The 20236-nt window shown below is 68.4% G+C and carries 18 protein-coding genes; 7 read left to right on the top strand and 11 right to left on the bottom strand.

All coding sequences use genetic code 11. The features are described from left to right. Positions 1 to 439: 439 nt before the first annotated feature. The 4 genes from rplI to rpsF form a co-directional block, all read right to left on the bottom strand. The gene (gene rplI / locus ACFOW8_RS02715) at positions 440 to 892 is read right to left on the bottom strand and encodes a 50S ribosomal protein L9 (protein ID WP_378544889.1); all 453 of its coding nucleotides are present in this window, start codon (positions 890 to 892) and stop codon (positions 440 to 442) included. Positions 893 to 909: 17 nt separating this feature from the next. Further along, positions 910 to 1161 carry a 30S ribosomal protein S18 gene (rpsR, locus tag ACFOW8_RS02710; RefSeq protein ID WP_019050001.1) on the bottom strand — a complete coding sequence of 84 codons (252 nt, stop codon included), beginning with the start codon at positions 1159 to 1161 and terminating at the stop codon, positions 910 to 912. Positions 1162 to 1193: 32 nt separating this feature from the next. Continuing rightward, complete coding sequence (locus ACFOW8_RS02705) at positions 1194 to 1751, bottom strand: single-stranded DNA-binding protein (RefSeq protein ID WP_378544885.1); 558 nt, start codon at positions 1749 to 1751, stop codon at positions 1194 to 1196. A gap of 95 nt (positions 1752 to 1846) precedes the next feature. Beyond that, positions 1847 to 2134, bottom strand: a complete 288-nt coding sequence (rpsF, locus tag ACFOW8_RS02700; protein ID WP_378544882.1) for a 30S ribosomal protein S6 — start codon at positions 2132 to 2134, stop codon at positions 1847 to 1849. Between the two features lie 133 nt (positions 2135 to 2267). Between rpsF and ACFOW8_RS02695 the strand changes: the two genes are divergently transcribed. Continuing rightward, positions 2268 to 3647: a glycosyltransferase family 87 protein gene (locus ACFOW8_RS02695; protein WP_378544879.1), complete on the top strand. Its 1380-nt coding sequence runs from the start codon at positions 2268 to 2270 to the stop codon at positions 3645 to 3647. Between the two features lie 58 nt (positions 3648 to 3705). On the opposite strand, the gene ACFOW8_RS02690 is transcribed toward ACFOW8_RS02695, so the two are convergent. Both ACFOW8_RS02690 and ACFOW8_RS02685 read right to left on the bottom strand, forming a co-directional pair. Next, the gene (locus ACFOW8_RS02690; RefSeq protein WP_378544876.1) at positions 3706 to 4812 is read right to left on the bottom strand and encodes a DUF475 domain-containing protein; all 1107 of its coding nucleotides are present in this window, start codon (positions 4810 to 4812) and stop codon (positions 3706 to 3708) included. 68 nt (positions 4813 to 4880) lie between these two features. Then, entirely contained in the window at positions 4881 to 5456 is a 576-nt protein-coding gene (locus tag ACFOW8_RS02685; protein WP_378544873.1) for a TerD family protein, read from the bottom strand. A gap of 288 nt (positions 5457 to 5744) precedes the next feature. Here ACFOW8_RS02685 and ACFOW8_RS02680 point away from each other — a divergent pair, with 288 nt between their 5' ends. Genes ACFOW8_RS02680 through ACFOW8_RS02665 form a run of 4 tightly spaced genes read left to right on the top strand, consistent with a single transcriptional unit; the run spans position 5745 to position 11868 of the window. After that, a complete protein-coding gene (locus ACFOW8_RS02680; RefSeq protein WP_378544870.1) occupies positions 5745 to 6860 on the top strand; it encodes a hypothetical protein in 1116 nt (371 codons plus the stop codon). 27 nt (positions 6861 to 6887) lie between these two features. Continuing rightward, positions 6888 to 8093 (top strand): HpcH/HpaI aldolase/citrate lyase family protein, encoded by a 1206-nt coding sequence (locus ACFOW8_RS02675; RefSeq protein ID WP_378544868.1) that lies wholly within the window; start codon positions 6888 to 6890, stop codon positions 8091 to 8093. After that, the gene (locus tag ACFOW8_RS02670) at positions 8090 to 11020 is read left to right on the top strand and encodes a phosphoribosyltransferase (protein WP_378544865.1); all 2931 of its coding nucleotides are present in this window, start codon (positions 8090 to 8092) and stop codon (positions 11018 to 11020) included. Before ACFOW8_RS02675 ends, ACFOW8_RS02670 begins: the two co-directional genes overlap by 4 nt. A 38-nt stretch (positions 11021 to 11058) precedes the next feature. Continuing rightward, positions 11059 to 11868 carry an HAD family hydrolase gene (locus ACFOW8_RS02665; protein ID WP_378548412.1) on the top strand — a complete coding sequence of 270 codons (810 nt, stop codon included), beginning with the start codon at positions 11059 to 11061 and terminating at the stop codon, positions 11866 to 11868. 115 nt (positions 11869 to 11983) lie between these two features. Here the strand turns inward: ACFOW8_RS02665 and ACFOW8_RS02660 are convergent, their stop codons facing one another. The 4 genes from ACFOW8_RS02660 to ACFOW8_RS02645 form a co-directional block, all read right to left on the bottom strand. Further along, on the bottom strand, positions 11984 to 13030 hold the full coding sequence (locus ACFOW8_RS02660; RefSeq protein ID WP_378544862.1) for an alpha/beta hydrolase: 1047 nt from the start codon (positions 13028 to 13030) through the stop codon (positions 11984 to 11986). A 127-nt stretch (positions 13031 to 13157) separates the two neighbouring features. Further along, positions 13158 to 13922 (bottom strand): AIM24 family protein, encoded by a 765-nt coding sequence (locus ACFOW8_RS02655; protein WP_378544859.1) that lies wholly within the window; start codon positions 13920 to 13922, stop codon positions 13158 to 13160. A 4-nt stretch (positions 13923 to 13926) separates the two neighbouring features. Continuing rightward, positions 13927 to 14619 (bottom strand): AIM24 family protein, encoded by a 693-nt coding sequence (locus tag ACFOW8_RS02650; protein ID WP_378544856.1) that lies wholly within the window; start codon positions 14617 to 14619, stop codon positions 13927 to 13929. 9 nt (positions 14620 to 14628) lie between these two features. Next, positions 14629 to 15252 (bottom strand): AIM24 family protein, encoded by a 624-nt coding sequence (locus tag ACFOW8_RS02645; protein WP_378544853.1) that lies wholly within the window; start codon positions 15250 to 15252, stop codon positions 14629 to 14631. Between the two features lie 167 nt (positions 15253 to 15419). Here ACFOW8_RS02645 and ACFOW8_RS02640 point away from each other — a divergent pair, with 167 nt between their 5' ends. Together ACFOW8_RS02640 and ACFOW8_RS02635 are read left to right on the top strand one after the other, a co-directional pair. Further along, the gene (locus ACFOW8_RS02640) at positions 15420 to 16832 is read left to right on the top strand and encodes a TerD family protein (RefSeq protein WP_378544850.1); all 1413 of its coding nucleotides are present in this window, start codon (positions 15420 to 15422) and stop codon (positions 16830 to 16832) included. A 27-nt stretch (positions 16833 to 16859) separates the two neighbouring features. Then, positions 16860 to 18512: a TerD family protein gene (locus tag ACFOW8_RS02635; protein WP_378544847.1), complete on the top strand. Its 1653-nt coding sequence runs from the start codon at positions 16860 to 16862 to the stop codon at positions 18510 to 18512. Here the strand turns inward: ACFOW8_RS02635 and ACFOW8_RS02630 are convergent, their stop codons facing one another. Next, positions 18513 to 20192 (bottom strand): glycosyltransferase family 87 protein, encoded by a 1680-nt coding sequence (locus tag ACFOW8_RS02630; RefSeq protein ID WP_378548410.1) that lies wholly within the window; start codon positions 20190 to 20192, stop codon positions 18513 to 18515. Positions 20193 to 20236 lie beyond the last annotated feature (44 nt).

Here is a 20236-nt window from a genome sequence, read left to right as displayed (position 1 = left end):
GTAGTTCACCTGCTGTTGTGCAGCTCCTGTGGAAAACGTGGGGAAAACCCAGGTCAGTGCGGTGGAACGCCCTGCTAGGGCCTGTTTTATCCGACTTTCGACCTGTGGATGAAAGAAGTTCCGGCGTGTCGGTCATGGTGAACAGTCGGGCGTGTTGGGTAAACGGCAATAGAGCACGCTATGACCGGAGTCACAAATCTGCCGGTTGGTTTCGGCAACCATCCACAGGCTGAATAACGGGAGGTCAGTGAGTTGCCGACCGTCGGCCGCCAAACGCGACCTGCAGGGGGCTGAGGTTTGGTTACCGCGCAGCAACCCTGTGTATCCACACGAAAAAGGCAACGAGAAACCACCCCCGTGCGGAACACGGGGGTGGTCTTCGTCGAACTGGGGCGATCGCGGCTGGCGCCGAAGTTCTCGGCCCGCCACGGCCGAGAACTCAGTTCGCGGCAACCTCGAGGTTGAACTTGGCAGCCACGTCGGGGTGCAGGTGCACCACGATGCCGTGCTTGCCGGTCGCCTTGATGTGCGCCTTCGGCAGCTCGATGCTGCGCTTGTCCACCACGGGGCCACCGGCGGCCTTGATGGCGGCGGCGACATCGGCGGTGGTGACCGAACCGAACAGCTTGCCGCTATCGGCGGTCTTCACGGCCAGCGAGACCGAGGCCAGGCCCTCGATGGCCTGCTTCAGCTCGTTGGCGTGATCGAGGTCGCGCACCTTGCGGGCGTCCTGCGCCCGGCGGATGCCATCGACCTGCTTCTGTGCGCCACGGGTGGCCACGATGGCAAGGCCGCGGGGCAGCAGGAAGTTGCGGCCGTAGCCGTCCTTGACCTCGACCAGGTCGCCCGGCGCGCCGAGGTTGTCGACATCAGCGGTGAGGATGAGCTTCATCTGTCTGACTCCCCTTCTCAGCGAGCGGTCGACACGTAAGGCAGCAGCGCCACCTCACGCGAGTTCTTGACAGCCACAGCGATATCGCGCTGGTGCTGCACGCAGTTGCCGGTGACGCGGCGGGCGCGGATCTTGCCGCGATCGCTGACGTACTTACGCAGGAGCGTGGTGTCCTTGTAATCGATATTGACGATGCCGGACTTGCTCTCCTTGCAGAAAGTGCAAGCCTTCTTCTTCAGCACCTTTTCGCGCGCGGGCGCTTTAGGCATGGTGTTCTCTCCGTACTATGAGTGCCGTTCGGTCAGAACGGCGGTTCGTCATCCATGCGGCCGCCGCCCCCGAAGGAGCCGGCCGCGGGCGCGCTACCCCACGGATCGTCGTTGCCTGCGTTGCCGCCGCTCGACGCCGGGCCGCCACTGTTGGCGTTGTAGCCGCCTGCGCTACCCCCACCGGCGTTGCCGGAACCACCACCGAAGCCGCCGCCTCCGCCGCCGCGACCGGCCTTGGAGACCTTCGCCGTCGCATAGCGCAGCGAGGGGCCGACCTCGTCGACCTCGAGTTCGACGACCGTGCGCTTCTCACCCTCGCGGGTTTCGTAGGAGCGCTGCTTGAGCCGTCCGCTCACGATGACGCGAGCGCCTCGGGTCAGGCTCTCGGCGACGTTCTCCGCTGCTTCACGCCAGATGTTGCAGCGCAGGAACAGGGCCTCGCCGTCTTTCCATTCGTTCGTGTTGCGATCGAATATGCGGGGAGTCGAAGCGACGGTGAAATTCGCCACCGCTGCGCCCGCGGGCGTGAAACGAAGCTCCGGGTCTGCCGTCAAGTTTCCGATGACGGTGATGACCGTGTCGCCTGCCATGGGGTTCCTCCTGCTCGGGGGTGCAGTCCGCTTCTTTCGGATTTGCGCTCGAGCCTAAAGCTAGGCTCTGACACGAAATCCGAGAAGGGTGCGGACTACTTGTCGTTGCGCAGAACCTTGGTGCGCAGCACCGTCTCGTTCAGGCCCAGCTGGCGGTCGAGCTCGCTCACGGTGGCCGGGGTCGCGGTCAGTTCGACGACCGCGTAGATGCCTTCGGCCTGCTTGCTGATCTCGTAGGCGAGCCGGCGACGGCCCCAGATGTCGACCTTGTCGACCTTGCCGCCCTCGGTCTTGACGACGTTGAGCAGGTTATCCAGGGACTGCCCGACGATGCGCTCGTCCAGGCTGGGGTCGAGGATGACCATCACTTCATATTGACGCACGGACCAATCACCTCCTGTGGACTAGGAAACGGCCACGGACTTTCCGTGGCAGGAGGGTTCGTTGCGTCAGCAACCCGACAAGGCTACATGAGCGGGTCGTGACCGGCGAAATCGATCGCCTACTGTGGTCGCCATGATCTCGGCAGGTCCATCGCGGCGCGTGCTCCACGGTGCGGCGCGGGCCTCGGCGCTGACGTTTCTCATCGTGCTCCTGTGCGGCCTCACCCTCGCGTTCGCCTACGCCAACAAGGCCAGATGCGCTGGTGGCGCGATCGATGAGAACGGCCGCAGCCAGGTCTTCGACATCCGCAAGGACCGGGACGTCTGCTACTCCGACATCCAGTTCCTGTGGATCGGCCGGGACATCGACAACCACGTGTTCCCGTACGTCGACGGTGCCATCACCGACGACGGCGCGCTCACCGGCGGCGCGGTGGAGTACCCGGTGCTCAGCGGCCTGCTGATGTGGGCGGGCGCGATCGGCGTCGACAACGACGCCGATTTCCTCTGGCGTTCGGCGCTGCTGCTCACCCCGTTCGCACTGCTCACGGCCTGGATGCTGGCCAGGATGGCGGGTCAGGCCGCGCTGCTGTGGGCGGCCGGACCGCCGCTGGTGCTCTACGCGTTCCACAACTGGGAACTGCCGGTGGTGTGCACCGCGGTGGCGGCGATCTACGTGCTGACGATGCTCACCGGCCTGACCGTGCGCACCCGCGGGATCATCGCCGCCGTCCTGCTCGCGATCGGTTTCTGCCTCAAGCTCTATCCGGGGATCTTCCTGCTGCCGCTGGCGGTCTTCGTGCTCACCGAGGGCGCACCGCGTGGCGCGCGCCGGATCCGCGATCTCGACGTGGCAGGCGCGTCGCAGGCGCTGCTGGCCGCGATGGGCACGGTGGTGGCGGTGAACCTGCCGTTCGTGGTGGCGGGGCTGGAGGGCTGGCGGGCATCGATCGTCTTCCAGCAGCTGCGGCAGGCCGACATCACCACCAACTCGATCTGGTACTGGGGTCGTCAGGCACTGTTCGGCAGCGCCGCGACGGACTCGACCGCATGGCAGGAGATGGTCGGCGTCGCCTCGCCCACCCTGATTCTGGCCTCGTTCGGGCTGGCGATGTGGCTGGGCCTGCGCCATTGGACGCCGACGTCGGCCTTCCCCTGGGTGGGGGTGAGCGGGGCGATGTTGTGCGGGTTCATGCTTTTCCACAAGGTCCACTCACCCCAGTACACCCTGTGGATAATTCCGTTCCTCGTGCTGCTCGAGGTGCCGTGGTCGCTGGTGGCGGCCTATCTGGTGGCCGATGCCGCGGTGGGTGTCGGGGTGTTCCGGTATTTCTACGCGCTGGGGCAGGGCGAGGGCTACGAGCTGATGGCGGGGATCGTCCAGTTCGGCGTGTGGACCCGTACCGCCCTGCTGGTCGCGTTGTTCTTCCTGTTCGTCAGGGCCGGATGGCGCGGCGCCTGCACATCGGCGGCTGCCGCGGCGCCGAGCAGGCAATTGCAGCCGGTGGCCTAGAAACGACGGCGGCGGCGAATCCCGCTGTGGGATTCGCCGCCGCGGCGACTGCTGCCGATCAGCCGACCGGTGCGGTTTCCTTGGACTCGCCGATCTCGTCCGGCTCGTTCTTGCGGTTGCGCAGGATCGACGAGAGGAACGCGGCACCGATGAACGCCACACCGACCAGACCGGTGATGACTTCGTTGACGTGCACACCGATCGAGACCAGCAGGATCGCGGCCAGCGCGCCGATCGCCCAGTGCGCGCCGTGCTCGAGGTACACGTACTCCGAGAGCGTGCCCTGGCGAACCAGGTACACCGTGATCGAGCGGACGAACATCGCACCGATCAGGCCGAGGCCGAGCGCGATGATGATCGGGTCCGAGGTGATCGCGAACGCGCCGATGACACCGTCGAAGGAGAACGACGCGTCGAGCACCTCGAGGTAGAGGAACAGGAAGAACGCGGCCTTACCGGTCGCCTTCACCAGCCCGGACGGGCCGTGCTGGCCCTCCTCCAGCTCCTCGGTGTGGAACATCGAGCCGAGGCCGTCGACCGCGATGTAGACGATCATGCCGAGCAGGCCTGCGACCAGCACCGTCGAGCGCTTGTCATCGGCGGCGAGGAACTCGGCCACCAGGATCAGGCCGGTGCCCGCGACGACCACGGAGAGCATGTCGAGCTTGCCCGCCCTGGCCAGCGGCCGTTCCAGCCAGCTCAGCCAGGTGATCTCGCGCTCTTCGAAGATGAAGTTCAGGAACAGCAGGGCCAGGAACATGCCGCCGAACGCCGCGATCTGCGGATGGGCGTCGGTGAGCAGCGTTTCGTAGCTCGGGCTGCCGTCGGGGAAGAACGCGGCATCGTTCGCCGGCGGGTTCAGTGCCAGATCGAAGGCCTGAACCGGGTTGAGCCCCGCGGTGATCCAGACGATGGCGAGCGGGAATACCAGCCGCATACCGAACACGGCGATGAGGATGCCGACGGTCAGGAAGATCCGCTGCCAGAACTCACTCATCCGCTCCAGGACGGTGGCGTTGATGACGGCGTTGTCGAACGACAGGGAGACCTCGAGGATGCCGAGGATCGCGCACAGCACGAGCGCGGTGGCACCGCCGTAGAGGTAGGCCACGACCAGCGAGATCACGGTGACCACGATGGACAGGCCGAAAATGCGCGTAACCACGCAGCGGGACCTTTCTGTGTTACCGAGGCGGGGAGTCCGAACCGGCGAACTCCCCGCGCTGCGGGTGACTAGACGTTGACGCCGTAGTCGCGGGCGATGCCGGCCAGACCGGAGGCGTAACCCTGACCGATGGCGCGGAACTTCCATTCGGCACCGTTGCGGTACAGCTCGCCGAAGACCATAGCGGTCTCGGTCGAGGCGTCCTCGGACAGGTCGTAGCGGGCGAGCTCGGTACCGTTGGCCCGGTCGACGACGCGGATGTAGGCGTTGCGCACCTGGCCGAACGACTGTGCGCGGGTCTCCGCGTCGTAGATCGAGACGGGGAAGAAGATGCTCTCGATGGTGGGCGGGGTATTGGCCAGGTCGACGTTGATGACCTCGTCGTCGCCCTCGCCCTCACCGGTGGTGTTGTCGCCTGCGTGCTCGATCGCACCCTCGGGGGACTTCAGGTTGTTGAAGAACACGAAGTGCTTGTCCGAAACGACCTTCTTGTCGGCGCCGGTCGCGATCGCGCTGGCGTCGAGGTCGAAGTCGGTACCGGTGGTGGTGCGCACGTCCCAGCCGAGGCCGACCGCGACCGCGGTCAGGTTCGGGGCCTCTTTGGTCAGCGAAACGTTGCCGCCCTTGGACAGACTGACACCCATGCGGGAATCCCTTCGGTTAGTCCGTTGTGTTCGTTTCCCAGCCATGTCCGAATCGCCGGGTACGGCTACGACAGTAATAGGTTTCGCGGAACTTGCGTAGGAACGAGCTGCGACCCTGGTGAAGGCTGTGAATCTCCTACCATCGGGACGGAGCGTGGTCGGGGTCGCCGCGCGGTTCGGAAAGGGGACGTGACGGTGACACCTCGCAGACGCGGATGGTTCAGGTCGGGGGCGGATCATGACTGGATCAACGGGGCTCGGGCCGCGACATCGGCCGCTTTCCTCGATATGGATCAGCGGCAGACGGCGGCGGAGGCGGGTGTGCTCGCCAGCGAACAGGTCTTTCCCGACCGCCGGATCGGCGCGATCTGGGAGCCGGTGCGGGCGCGGTGCTACGCCGCGGCCGGTGCGTATCTGAGCTTCACCGACGAGCTCGACGCCGCCGAGGCCGCCGGTACGCCGATAGCGAACGGTCCGGCGCGCGCGGACGCGCTGGTGCGTCAGCTCGCCGACGCGGCCCGCGGGGTCGACGAGTTCTATCACGCCCGCAGCGCGGCGCTGGCCGAGGCGGCGCGGGTGCGCTCGGCGGTGCCGCAGCTGCTGGCGCAGGTGCGCACCGATGCCGAGCGGATGCTGGCCGCGGCCGAGTCGTCCGGGTACGCGTCGTACCCCTCGGTGGCGGCGGGTGTAAGGCGGCTGAATGACGATCTGATCACAGCCTCGGCGGTGGATCCGGCGACCTCGGTCGCTGCCGCGCGCACCGCGGCCTCGGCGGTGCAGCACGCTACCGCGGAACTGTCGGATGCGTTGGCGCAGGCCCCTTCTCGCGCGCAGGCCGCGGGCAACGCGATCTCCTCGGTGACCACGAGGCTGGCCGCGGTGCGCAACCGCGCCGCGGCGCTCGGTCCCGCATACTCGGCGCTGCTGCGTGAGTTCAACGCTGCGAGTTCGGCGGACTTGACCAACAATGAGCGAGAAAGCCGACGCGACATCGACGCCGCCGACGCCGCGCTGGTCCGCGCGCGTGTCGCGGCCGCAGAGCAGGACCCGGAGACCGCACTTGACTTGACCGCAACCGCGCGCCAGCACCTCGCCGAGGCCGAGCAGTTGGTCGACGCCGTCACCCGGCGCCTCGAACTGTTGCGCGCGGTGCGGACCGACCCCGAAGCGCAGGCGCGCACCGTACGATTCCGGCTGCGCGACGCGCAGATGCTCGCGGTCGACCGAGGCCTGGTCGCCGAGTGGGGCTCGGTGCTCGACGCGCAGGCCGAGCGCCTTGATCGCATATCATCTGGACTGACGGGTCGTCATCCAGACTATTGGGCATACGTTTCCGAACTGGATACCGTCGCGGCGTTCATCGCCGGCGTGGTTGATCGCATGAGAAAGCACGAGAAGAAGTGAGATGGCCCGACAGATGAGGTGGGGGGAATGACTGCGGGATACGCCGTTGCCACGGAGATCTGCTTGCGCAAACAGGTCCCGCTGCGCCACTTCCGGCAGTTACACGGGCCGCGCGCGCGTGAGCTGTTCCTCGTCGAGCCGGAGCCGATCGTCGACGATCGGGAGCTCCTGGCCACCGCGCTCGGTGCCACCCTGTATGTGCCCGCGACCCGTCCCGACCTGGCGGCGACCATTCGCAGGCGCGCGGCACGCGGGGTGTGTTCGATGGTCATCGACCTCGAGGACGCCGTCGCCGATCATCAGGTGGAGGCCGCCAAACAGCACGCGATCGACACCCTGGATCTGCTTGCGCACAGCGAGGATCCGAACCCGATGCTGTTCGTCCGGGTGCGTGATCCGCAGACGGTCACCGAGGTCGTCGAGCGGCTCGGCCGTGGCGCCGAGGTGCTCACCGGCTTCGTCTTCCCCAAGTTCGATGCCGTCAGCGGGCCCGCGTACCTGGACGCGCTCGCCGAGGTGAGGCAGCGGCTGGAACGCCCGATCTACGGGATGCCGGTGCTGGAGTCGGCGAATCTGGTGCATCGCCAGACCCGCGACGAACAGCTCTCGCGCATCGCCGAGCTGCTCGGCGAACACCGCGAGCAGTTGCTCGCGGTGCGGATCGGCGCCACCGACATGTGCGCCACCTTCGGCATCCGCCGCGACCGCGATCTCACCATCTACGACGTGCGGGTGATCGCCGACGTGATCGCCGACATCGTCAACTATCTCGGCCGCGCCGACGGCACCGGCTTCATCATCACCGGGCCGGTCTGGGAGTACTTCGCCGACCACGAGCGGATGTTCCGGCCGCTGTTGCGCACCGCGCCGTTCGAGGAATCCGACGCGGTGCCGTTCCGGCAGTACCTGGTGAGCCGCGATCTCGACGGCCTGCTGCGCGAGATCACCCTGGACCGGGCCAACGGCATCCAGGGCAAGACGGTGATCCACCCCTCGCACGTCGCCGCGGTGCACGCGCTGTCGGTGGTGACGCACGAGGAGTACGCGGACGCGCTGCACATCATGGAGGCCGACGTCGGCGGGGTCGCGGCTTCGGAATACCGCAACAAGATGAACGAGATGCGCCCGCACCGCAGCTGGGCCAGGCAGACGCTGGTCCGGGCTCGTGCGTTCGGGGTGGCGAACAAGGGAGTGTCCTTCGTGGATCTGCTGACAGCGATGGTCGCCGAATGACGGCGGTGGAAAAGCCATGGGCCACCATCAATCTGGGTATCGAGCTGCACCACGGTGAGTCCTTCGCGGCCGCTGCGCGGGCCGATGCGATGACCGGCGGCCTACGTGGTGCCGGACCCGCGCCGGACCGCGCTGGCGTCGGGCCTGCGGTGGACCGGGCTGGTGGCGGGGCCACGGTGGACCCAGCGGGTGTGAGCCGTATCGAGGCCGTGACCGAGGGCGCCGCGGTCGGCGGATTCACGATCGGCGAGCTGGTGCAGCCGGGTCTGCGCCGGAATCCGCGACGCGCGCATCTGCTGGTGTCGACCGTGCTCGGCAAACACCTGCCCACCGATCCGCGCGTGGTGATCGGCGCCGGTGACCGGCTCGGCGACCTCGTCCGGGCGAAGCTGGGCGAGCGCGAGGCAGTGGTACTCGGATTCGCCGAGACCGCAACGGGTCTGGGCCACTGTGTGGCCGCGCGGCTCGAAGCCGCCTGCTACCTGCACTCCACCCGCAGAGACGAGCCGCGCGCCACCACACTCACCGGTTTCGAGGAGGGGCATTCGCACGCCACCTCCCACCTGTTGCAGCCGATGCCCGCCGGGATCTTCGCCGCTGACCTGCCGCTGGTGCTCGTCGACGACGAGATCTCCACCGGCGATACGGCGATCGACGCGGTCCGCGCGCTGCACGCCTTCGCACCGCGTGCCCACTACGTGCTGGCTTCGCTGGTCGACTTGCGCACCGTCGCCGACCGCGCCAAGTTCGAGGCTGTCGCGGCCGAACTCGGCGCGCGCATCGACACCGTATGCCTGGCCTCCGGGCGGGTCGACCTGCCGCACGGACTGGTCGACACTGTCACCGCGCTACCCGAGGCTGCGCTCAATCCGGTGGCGGCCGAGCGTGGTTCGGTCACCCGGATCACGCTGAGCTGGCCCGCCGAGGTCCCGGAGGGCGGCAGGCACGGGATGCTCGACGCCGATGTCGCCGCGTTCGATATCGCGCTGAAAACGGCGGCAGGCGAATTGCAGTCGGTTCTGGACGCCGAGTTCGCCGACCGCCCTGCCATCGTGCTCGGTCACGAAGAACTCATGTATCTCCCGCTGCGCCTCGCCGCCGAGCTGGCCGCCGCCGGAACCCCAACCCGTTTCCAGACCACAACGCGCTCACCGGCCTACGTGCTGGACGAGCCCGGCTATCCGCTGCGCCGCGGCTTCCGCTTCACCGCCCCCGAACCGGACCCGACCGCCGCGCGCTACCTGTACAACGCGCAGTGGCCCGGTGCCGACCCGGTCCTGCTGGTGGTCATCGATCCACCCGCCGACACCCCGGAACTCGCCGCACCGGGCGGCCTGCTCGACGTACTCACCGCGTCCGGCGCCGACGTCGTACTCGCCGTCGTCCCCGGCGCCGACCCACGGGCCTTGCACGAGAACCGCTCCAGCGCGGTGAAATCGAGCGCCGTTGAGCCGCCTCCGGCATCGGTCGCCGGTCCCGATCCGGTCGCTGCCCCGGAACCGGCCGCCGGGTCCGAACCCGTGGTGGGCACGGGACCGGTAGTCGACTCCGTGTCGGCTGCTGACGGCCACCCGAACGGTGCCGGAACGATCGAGCGAGTGCGGACCGATGCCGATCACCTGGACGGCGTCGAAGCCGCCGACCGGGGCGCTGCCGAGATCGGCACGGCCACCGCAGCTCCCTGGAGCGAGTCGGCGGCCGCAAGGGCCATGGCAGTCGGTGCCGATCGCCAGGCGACGCAGGGCGTCGGTACCGGTGTAGCCGCCCTCGTCGACCCGGTGGTGGCCGACGGGGCTGGACCGGTGTTTCCCCCGGTGCTGCGCGGCCCCGAGTTCGGCTCCTATGCCGCCGACGAGGTCTGCTGGCTGCTCAAGGATCTTTCCGAGGTCGATCTGGAAGCCGATGTCGCCGAGCGGGAGCGGCGGATTCAGGCGGGCGTGGCGCACTACGCGGAATCGCTGCCGGTGGAGTACCAGCCCGACGCCGCCTATCGGGAGTTGTTCGACCGTGTGCTCGCCGAGAGCGCGGAGCGATTGGCGCTTGCCGTCGCGACGGTCGCGGAGCTGGTGGTCGCCGAGCGCGGCGAGGATGTGGTGCTGGTGTCGCTGGCCAGGGCGGGCACGCCGGTGGGTGTGCTGATGCGGCGCTGGCTGGACAGCGGGGTCGGCAGGCCGCGGTTGACGGTCCCGCACTACGCGGTGTCGATCGTGCGCGATCGCGGCATCGATGCGGTGGCACTGGACTACCTCGCCCACCACCATGATCCGGCCTCGATCGTGTTCGTCGACGGCTGGACCGGCAAGGGCGCGATCACCCATGAGCTCACCGCGGCGCTCGACGCTTATCACGCGGCGGGCGGCGCGCGGTTCGACGACGAGCTGGTCGTGCTCGCCGACCCGGCCAACTGCGTGCGTACCTACGGCACCCGCGACGACTTCCTGATCGCCTCCGCCTGCCTGAATTCCACAGTTTCCGGCCTGGTCTCGCGCACGGTGCTGAACGACACCCTGATCGGACCAGGCGACTTCCACGGTGCGAAGTTCTATCGCGAACTCGCCGCCGACGATGTCTCCAATCGGCTGCTCGACGCGGTGAGCGACGCGTTCGGTGCGATCCGGGATCAGGTGCAGGCCGCGGTCGCCGCCATCCAGGCTTCCGACCGCACCCCGAACTGGTCCGGTTGGGCGTCCGTGGAGCGGGTGTGTGCCGAATATGGCATCGCCACAGTCAATTTCGTGAAGCCAGGGGTCGGCGAGACTACCCGCGTGTTGTTGCGCCGGGTGCCGTGGCGGGTGCTGGTGCGTGAAGCAGATGCCCCCGAACACGCCCACATCAGGCTGCTCGCCGCGGCCAGGAATGTGCCGGTGGAGGTGGTACCCGATCTCGCGTACTCCTGCATGGGCCTGATCAAGGAGCTGGACCAGTGACCCCGACGGCGCTGATCGCGACCGATCTCGACCGCACGATGATCTACTCCCGCAACGCGTTCGGCGATGCGGAGTCGGTGCCGAAGACCTGCGTCGAGCACTACGAGGGCGAGCCGCTGTCGTACATGACCGTCACCGCGGTCGAGCGGATGCGCGCGCTCACCGGGGTCGCGGCGGTGGTGCCGACGACCACCCGCACGATCGAGCAGTTCCAGCGGATCGCCCTTCCCGGCGCGCCGTGGCGTTTCGCCATCACCAGCAATGGCGGCAATATCTTGGTCGACGGTGTTGCCGACTCGCGGTGGCGCGCGGCCATCGATGCCGGGATCAGCGCGGGCGGGGCGGGCCTCGCCGAGGTCGGTGCCGAATTGCGCGCACGTGTCGACGATTCCTGGGTGCTCAAGTACCGCGAGGCCGACGAACTGTTCTGCTACCTGGTGGTTCGCCCGGAGGCGATGCCCGCCGGTTTCCTCGCCGAGTGGGACACCTGGTGCCGGGCCAACGGCTGGTCGGCCTCGCAGCAGGGCCGCAAGATCTACGCGATGCCGGACGCGGTGTGCAAGAGCCGCGCGGTCGCCGAGGTACGGCGGCGCCTGCTCGACACGGGAGAATTGGCGACGGGCGCCAGTACCTTCGCGGCGGGCGACGGTGCGCTCGACGCGGAGATGCTGCGCGCCGCGGACACCGCCATTCGGCCACGGCACGGTGAGCTGGATGAACTGGGTTTCACCGCGCCCAACCTCACCGTCACCGCGGCGACCGGAATCCTGGCGGGCGAGGAGATCCTCGACTGGTTCCACGCGGCGGCGATCCGGCCCGTATCGCCCGTCGGTGCCGCGATGTCCTGATCGCGCCGGGGCGGGTGGTATGGCGAACCGCGTTGCGCATGCATAAATCGCTCGCGTGGTCGCCATCGGGACCGATTGCCGCGTTTGTGATCGATCAGCGCGGTTCAGTTCTCGGCTAAGCCTGGGAGAAAAGCCCCTCCGCCAGCACCGGCCACGACGTCTTCAGATCGTCCTGCCAGTAGCCCCACGAATGCGTTCCGGTGTCACGGTAGACGAAGGTCGCCGGGATGCCGAGCTGGTCGAGCCGAGATTGCAGATTTCGCGAGGACACGAAGATCGCGCCTTCGATCAGTGCGCCGAGCGCCACCGTCTTCGGGGTATCGGCGGGCTTCTCCATCCGGAACGGGCCGCCCGGCTCATCGTGGATGCCGGGGATGCCCGTGCCGGTGGAGACGAAAAGATGAGTGCCACGCAGTTTCTCGGCGTTCACCAGCGGATCGTTGGCCACCCACTGCGGGCCACCCACCGGCCCCCACATGTTCTCCACGTCGCCACCGCCGTACAGCTCTACGGTCAGCTTCACCGCCTGCTGTCCCGCCGGATCGCTCACCTGGGTCAGTCCGCTGTACACCGCCGCACTGCGGAACAGGCCGGGGTTGGCGATGGCGAGATTGAGCACCGGAATACCCGACATCGACAGTCCGGCAATGGCATTGACACCATTGGTGCCGAGGGCGGCATCGATGAGTGGCGGTAGTTCCTCGGCGATGTAGGTCTGCCACTTGTTCACCCCGAGCACCGGGTCGGGGTGCACCCAGTCGGTGTAGAACGTCCATGCGCCGCCGATGATCTGCACGACGTTGATGTCCTTGTCGGACAGGAAGCTCAGGGCGTCGGTGCGCAACTGCCACGACGCCCGATCCATACCGCCGCCTGCGCCGTTGAGCAGGTACAGCGCGGGTTTGGGTGTCGAGGTGTCGGCGGGACGCTGGATATCGACCGGGAAGGTCTGGTTCATGGCGGCCGAGTGCACATACAGCCGCAGGTGCCGGGCGTCGGTGACCACCATCTTCTCGATGAAGGACCCGTTCGGCGCGGTGACCTCGTCGATCGTTACGCCGGGTGCGGTCTCCGGCGCCGTCGACGCGGGGGCGGCGGTGATGATCGTCGCGGCCACGGCGCCGAATGCCGCCGCGATCCACCGGAAACTGCGACGCTGCACTGCGCCAACTCCTCTGATCGACCTCGTGCCGACGAACTCCACTCGGCGGTGCCAACGGTAGCGGGCGTCGCTCCGGCGCAGGGAAGCTTTGGCGCGTTCTTGTTTCAGAGTCGAAAGGTGCGGCGGATCAGTAGTGCTGTTGCTGTCCCGCCAGCTGCTGGGTCACCACGCCGTGGATACGCTGCAACCCGCCGACGGTGATGCCGCTCTGCAGCTGCCCCTCGATCGTGCGTACCAGCGCGTGGTCGCTCATCACCTTCTCCGAGGATTGGATGAGCACCGTGCCCGCGCCGGTGAAGTCGAACTGGCGTTCCTCACCGGAGTTGGCACCCATCCGCGCCGCGCCGGCTGCGAGGAAACCGCTGATCCAGCCTTCGTCGTAGTGGTGGCTGGGGGAGGGGCAGTCGGCCCAGCCGACCAGCGCCTCCGGATCGACCCGCAGCGGCGGTTCGGCGAACATGACCGGCCCGTTGGACGAGGCAAGGAACTTCCCGGTGCCGATGAGGGTGAGGAAGCCGGGCACGATCGACTGCTTGAGCGCCAGGCCCGGCTCGAAGGCGAGCAGATTGGCACCGCGGATGGTGAGGTTGCCGTCTTCGAGGTCGTAGGAGTTGATGTCGTAGCCGCGGTCGCCGATGATCAGCTTGCCGTGGCCCTGCGCCACCACGTACTCGCCCGCGAACAGCGGCGCCGAGAACTGGCTGCTCACCATGTGCATGAGATTGCCCTGCAGGCCGTGGGTGAGCAGCTGGAATTCGATCTGGCCGTAGTAGGCGATCATCGCGCCCTTGCGCATGAACCACGGCCCGGTCAGGTCGATGCAGTAGGCGTAGCTGTTGCCAGGAATGTTGTCGCTGGCACCGAGATTCATCGGCGAGAGGATCTGACTCATCGGTTCACAACTTCTCTTCTGAGGCCTGCACGTACACGACACCCTGCCCGTGGCAATGCAATTGCATCGCCTCGCCCGCGCCGCGGCCGACCGCGTCGCGCCAGCCCATCGCCGACTTGAGTTCGGTCTGCACGTTGCCGTAGGCCGCGACGAACGCCTGCGGGTCGACGACCACCGGATTCGGTCCGCCCACCTGGAGTTCCAGGAAGCCACCGTGGGCGAGCAGCGCCGCGGCGCCCTGCCCACTGAGCTGCGTGGTGAACATGCCCTGTCCGGTGGCGACACCGGCGGCCGCACCGCGCAGCGCGCCCATCAGGCCGCCGCCACCACCGCCGCCGGAACTGGCGACCGAGACGACCGAGGCCTGCAGGCTCGCCGAGTTGGCCAGTAGCCGCGAGGCCTCAACCCGCAGTACGGCGCCGGGCTGCATCTGCACCACCTGCACCTCCAGCCCGGCGAAACCGTAATGGACGACACCGTTTCCGCGCGCAAGCATGGTGCGCTCGTGCTCGCCCGCCATCATCGCGCCGGCCATCCGCATCAGCCCGCCGCCCATGCCGGGCCCGGCACCGGGGATCTGGTGCGGCGCGAACGTGACGTGCCCGCTGTAGAACAGCATCGCGCCGGTCCGGGCGACCACGCCACCCGCCTGCCCGACATCGACCTTGACGACCTTGCTGTTGACCTTCTCGAACATCGCCGTCCCCTACCGTTCCGCCGGCTGGATCAGCACGACACCCTGGCCGTCCCACCGCAGTGAGAACGCCTCGCCCGCGTCCTGGCCGACCACGGTCCGCCAGGAGACATCGGTGACGAAGGACTGATTGAGGTTGCCGCGGGCCGCGACGAACGCGTCCGGGTCGACGATCAGCGGGAACTGCGGCGAGACCTCGAGATGGATGAGCGGACCACCGGCCGACAGCAACGCCACCTGCCCCTGGCCGGAGACCGTGGTGGTGAAAAGGCCGCTGCCCGACGACATGCCGCCGACTCCGGCGAAGCGCACGTCGGTGCGCAGATTACCGGCGAACGCGAGTAGCTGCTGCGACTCGACCTGCAGGGTCTCGTTGTTCAGATCCACCACCGTGACGTTCTGGCCGTTCACCGCGAAGAACACCCTGCCGTTGCCGGTGCACTCCATCAGTGAGAGCTTCTCGCCGGTGGCGCGGCGCTTGAGTCCGGCGAGCACGCCCTCGCCGCCGCCGAAACCGGCGGACTTGAACTGCACATTGCCTTCGTAGGCGACCATCGAGCCCGCGATCGCGCGGATGCTCGTCCCCGCGAGGTGAGCCGCGATCACCTTCTTCGACTGTTCGAACAGCTGTGCCATGATCGGCCCTGGTGTCCCCTCTGCGCAGGCGGGCGAAATGCCCACCTTCCTTCCGCGCGTCACCCTAGCGGATCGATCGGGCGCGCGCCGTGGCCATGAGCGCGGACGGGAGTCGGTGCTTTCTCGTAGAGTGGCAGGCGACCGCACCGACAAGCGAAGGGTCGAACTTGTCTGCAACACTCGCCAAGGGCCAGAACGGTCCGCTGACCGTCAGTGACGTGGTGATCTCACTCCAGCTCACCGCCCCGGCCGATCTGTCCGCGCTACTGGTGACCGAGCAGGGCAAGGTCCGCACGGATGCCGACTTCGTCTTCTACAACCAGCCGAGCGGACCAGGGGTCGACCTGCGTCCAGGACCGGCGGGTCAGGCGGCCTCCCTTGCGGTTTCGCTGCCCGCGGTGCCCGCCGACATCGACCAGATCCGCGCGGTGATCACCCTCGACGACGCGACGAGCAATTTCGGCCGCTTCGCCCCGCCCACCGCGATCGTCTCCGACGGCGCGGGAAATCAGCTGTTCGAGTACCGGATCGACGGACTCGACGCCGAGTCGATCGTGATCGCACTCGAGCTGTACCGCCGCCAGGGCGCCTGGAAGGTGCGGGCCGTCGGCCAGGGGTACGCCGGTGGTTTCGCCGCGCTGGTTACCGATCACGGTGTGCAGGTGGACGATTCGCCCGCGCCCGCGGCCGCGCCGCAGCACGCGCCGCAGCCCCCGCCGCAGTCGGCGCCGAGCTACCCGTCCCAGCCCGCGCCCGCCTACGCACCGCCCGGCGGTGGCTACCCGCCGCCCGGTGCGCCGCAGCAGCCGCCTGGCGCCGGGTATCCGCCGCCCGGTGGTGCGCCGCAGCAGCCGCCCGCGGCCGGGTATCCGCCCCCCGGTGGTGCGCCGCAGCAGCCGCCCGCCGCCGGATATCCGCCGCCGCCGGGACCCGGCTACCCGCCGCCCACTCAGCAGCCGCCGCAGCAGCCGACCGGCGAGATCAGCCTGAGCAAGGATCGCCCGGTCAGCCTGCAGAAGGGGCAGCGCGTCACGCTCCGCAAGGAGGGCGGCACCGCGCTCACCTTCGTGAAGATGGGCCTCGGCTGGGATCCGGTCCGTACGCGCGGCATGTTCGGCAACCGCACCGTCGACATCGACCTCGACGCGTCGGTCTGCCTGTTCGCCGACCACAACCTGGTCGACGTGGCTTACTACGGACAGCTGTCGTCCAAGGACGGCTCGGTGCGGCACCAGGGCGACAACCTCACCGGTGAGGGTGAGGGCGACGACGAGATGATCCTGGTCGACCTGACCCGGATCCCCGCGCACATCAACACCCTGCTGTTCATCGTCACCTCCTACAAGGGGCACACCTTCGAACAGGTGCAGAACGCGTTCTGCCGCCTGATCGATGGCAGCAACAACGGTGAGCTCGCCCGCTACACCCTGGCCGGTGGCATGCCGTTCACCGCGATGGCGATGGCCAAGGTGTACCGGGCCGGTGGTGATTGGAAGATGCAGGCGCTCGGTGAGGGCTTCCAGGCCAAGCATCCCGGTGAGGCTGTGCCGCAGCTCGGCCGCTTCCTCGGTCAGGGTTAGACAGCACCAGCAGAGCAGGCAAACGACGTGATTCACCTGAAGGCGGGCCAGAACACCGCGCTGACCGCCGACACCGTGCGATTCGCCGCGCACACCACCGGCACCGCCGACCTCGGTGCGCTGGTGGTCGGCGAGGATCTGCGGGTCCGCGACGCGCACGATCACGTGTGCGCGTCGCGGCCAGCCGTCCCCGGCATCCAGGTCGTCGGCGGTGCGGTGGAACTGTCGCTGTCGCGGGTCAGGGCCGACGCGCAGGCCGTGTTGCTGTTCGTCGCCGCGGGGCATGTGCTCGGCGGAGTCACCGCGACGGTGGCCGAGAACGGCACGCCGTCAGCCGAATTCGCGATCACTCCCACCGCGGGGGAGAGCGCGCTGATCTGTTTCGAGGTGTATCGCCGCGGCGGCGGATGGAAGCTGCGCGCGCTCGGCCAGGGGTATGACGGCGGCGCGGCGCAGCTGCTCACGGCGCACGGCGTGCCCGCTCCAGCGGCATGGGCGGACGCGCCGACCGCGCACGGCATCCCCACTGCAGGGCCAGACGTGCCCGCCGCCGTGCCGGAAGCGCCGACCGAGGCGGGCCTGCCTCGACAGACCGCCGCGACCGAGACCGGCACCTCGTGGCAGGGCACCGCGTCAGCGGCGCAGTCGAGCCCGTCGCAGCAGATGGGCGCCCCTGGAGTCCCGCTCGAGGTCGACCACGGCCTGCAGCGGATGTGGATGATCTTCGAGGACGCTGCCCGCTCGGCGGCGGCGATGATCTCGGCCCGTGAGTACGCGGACAAGCGTCTCGACCAGGAGATGTCGGAGGCGGTGTCCGACCCGGCCACCCGCAACACCCCGGCCGCCGGTGCCGCCCGTGCCGCCGCGCAACGCCGCCACGACGAGCTGGTCGGGGTCGCCGACGCCGACCACCGGCGCGACAGCGACCAGCTCAGCCGCGAGATCGCCGAGGCCGACGCGGTGATGCCCGCAGCGCTCGCCTCCTGGCTCGCGCCCGCGTGGACCACCGAAGCCGTGCCAAGCGACGGCATCCGGCTCGGCGAACTGTATTCGCTGGACCGGGGCACGCTGCGGGTGCCGTATTGCGTTCCGGTGCCGCTGAACCGGCCGCTGTGGGTCGACACCGAATCGAGTGCCGCGGCTTCGCTGGTGGTCGGCGCGCTGGTGGCCCGGCTGGTCGCGGCCATGCCGGACAAACAGACCAGGGTCGACCTCATCGACCTCACCGGCGGGCTACGTGGACTCGCCGCACCCCTGACACCGCTGCTCGCCGGACCGGTCATCACCGATCACGCCGGGATCCCGGCCCGGCTCGGCGAACTGGCGCATGCCGCCGAACTCGCCGAAATCGCCTATCACAGTGGGCAGGCCGTGCCGCCGTCGGAACACCGGATCCTGGTGGCCGCCGACTTCCCGCACGGATATCAGCCCGCCGATGTGGTGCGCCTCGGTCAGCTGATGGTGCGCGGCGACCTCATCGGTCTGTCGCTGGTGATCGTCGGCAGCGGTGCCGCCGAATTCGGGGACGGCCCGCTGTCGCTGCTCGCCCAGTCGTGCAGGCACCTGCCCACCATTCCGGGTACCCCGCTCTACGACCCGTGGACGGGCAACGCCTGGGAACTCGATCTCGACATGCTCCCGGCCGAACCCGAACTCCAGGCCCGCTATCTGCGCCTGTGATCAGCCAACCGGCACGGTGGGACACGCGCCGGACCGGGCTTGCCGCGGCCGCAGGAACTGCGGCAGCCATGGCAGCAGCGGGTCGGGCGCGCGGTCGAGAATGCCACCCGCCGGGTCGTCGACGTAGTCGCGGCGCACCAGGTCGGCCTGCGGACGCAGGATCTGGTACACGATCAGCGCGCACAATCCGATGACGGCGAGGTCGCGCAGGATCACGGTGCCGGTGAACCACTGCTCGGGCAGGCCCTTGGCGTCTTCGCCGAGGTAGTAGAACATCCGCGGCACCCATACCAGCGCGTCGATCGTCATCCAGGCCAGCAGGATTCGCCGATGCGGCAGCGCGAGCACGGCCAGCGGGACCAGCCATAGCGAGTACTGCGGGCTCCACACCTTGTTCGTCAGCAGGAAGGCGGCGACGACGAGGAAGCACAGCTGGGCCAACCGGGGCCGACATGGCGCGGTGAGCGCCAGGTAGGCGATCCCGGCACAGGCGAGCAGGAACAGCAGCAGCGACACGGTGTTGAGCACGGTCGGCGGTTCGCCGTGGGCGAGTGGTCCGTCGAAACCGCCCCAGCCGGTGAACGAGGTGATCACGTTGTAGATCGAATCCGGGTCGGCGTGCCGGGTGGTGTTGAGCCGGAAGAACTCCCGCCAGCCATCGGGGTACAGCACGGCGATCGGCAGGTTCACCACGATCCAGGTGCCTGCGGCGGCGAGGATGGCCAGCGTCGCGGCGCCGAGCGGACGTAGCGCGAAGAACTGTGTCCTGGCGGGGGTTTCACGCAGCCAGGTGCGCGCGGAGGCGATGCTGTCGACATCGCGAAGCCGCAGGCCCGCACGGGCGGCGGGTAGTCGCTGCATCGGATCGGCCCGCAGGCACAGCACCAGGATCGGGCCGAGCAGCAGTAGGGGATACAGTTTCGCCGCGCCGCCGAGCCCGAGCAGCACACCGGCGAGTACCGGCTTACGCCGTGCCCAGGCCAGCAGCCCGGTGGCCGCGAAAGCCGTTGCCAGCGCGTCGAAATTGGTGAAGGCGTGCACGATCACCAGTGGTGAGATCGCGATCAGCGCCGTGTCCCACACTCGCCGCCCGGCCAGCAGCGACGAGGCCCACACGGTGATCAGCCAGCCAACCGCGAGCCCGAGCGCGACCACATTGAAGTAGACCACCACCGACAACGCGCCGGGCAGCGGCAGGTTGTCGTAGGCGTTGCCGATCAGCATCGCCGCGTACTGGTACAGGCCCGAAAGCACCGGATACTCCATGTATCTGGTCTCGGTCCCGCCGTCGGGTGTCTCTTCGATCCACGACTTCTTGTACGGGAACGCGCCCTCGTTGAGCCGTTCCGCACCATAGAGCGGGACGGTGTCCGAGTAGCACATGGCGACGTACTGGCGGCCGTCGCTCCAGTCGAGCATCAACCCGCCCGCGCCGTCGCCGGTCTGCTGGATGCAGGGCGCCTTGGCGAACCAGCCGAGCGCGAGGAACACCACGGTGAACGCGAACAGCACCCGCAGCGGCGTCCAGAACCGCACCCGCCCGATCAGGGCGTGCTCGCCGACCGGGCCGCCGATCACCGTCGACAGCTGCGCGGTGAGCGAATCGTTGCGGCTCGGCCGGTCGCGCGCGTCCACCGAACGCAGGTCGGGCGCGGGTTGGGCCGGTGCGACGTACTGCACCGCGCGGCCCCGTCCGGTAGCACTGGACGCAGGCGAGTCCGCGA

Source organism: Nocardia rhizosphaerae, from assembly GCF_042650365.1.
In the GTDB taxonomy this organism is placed as follows: Bacteria; Actinomycetota; Actinomycetes; order Mycobacteriales; family Mycobacteriaceae; genus Nocardia; species Nocardia rhizosphaerae.
This window is presented reverse-complemented; position numbering and strand designations above follow the sequence as displayed.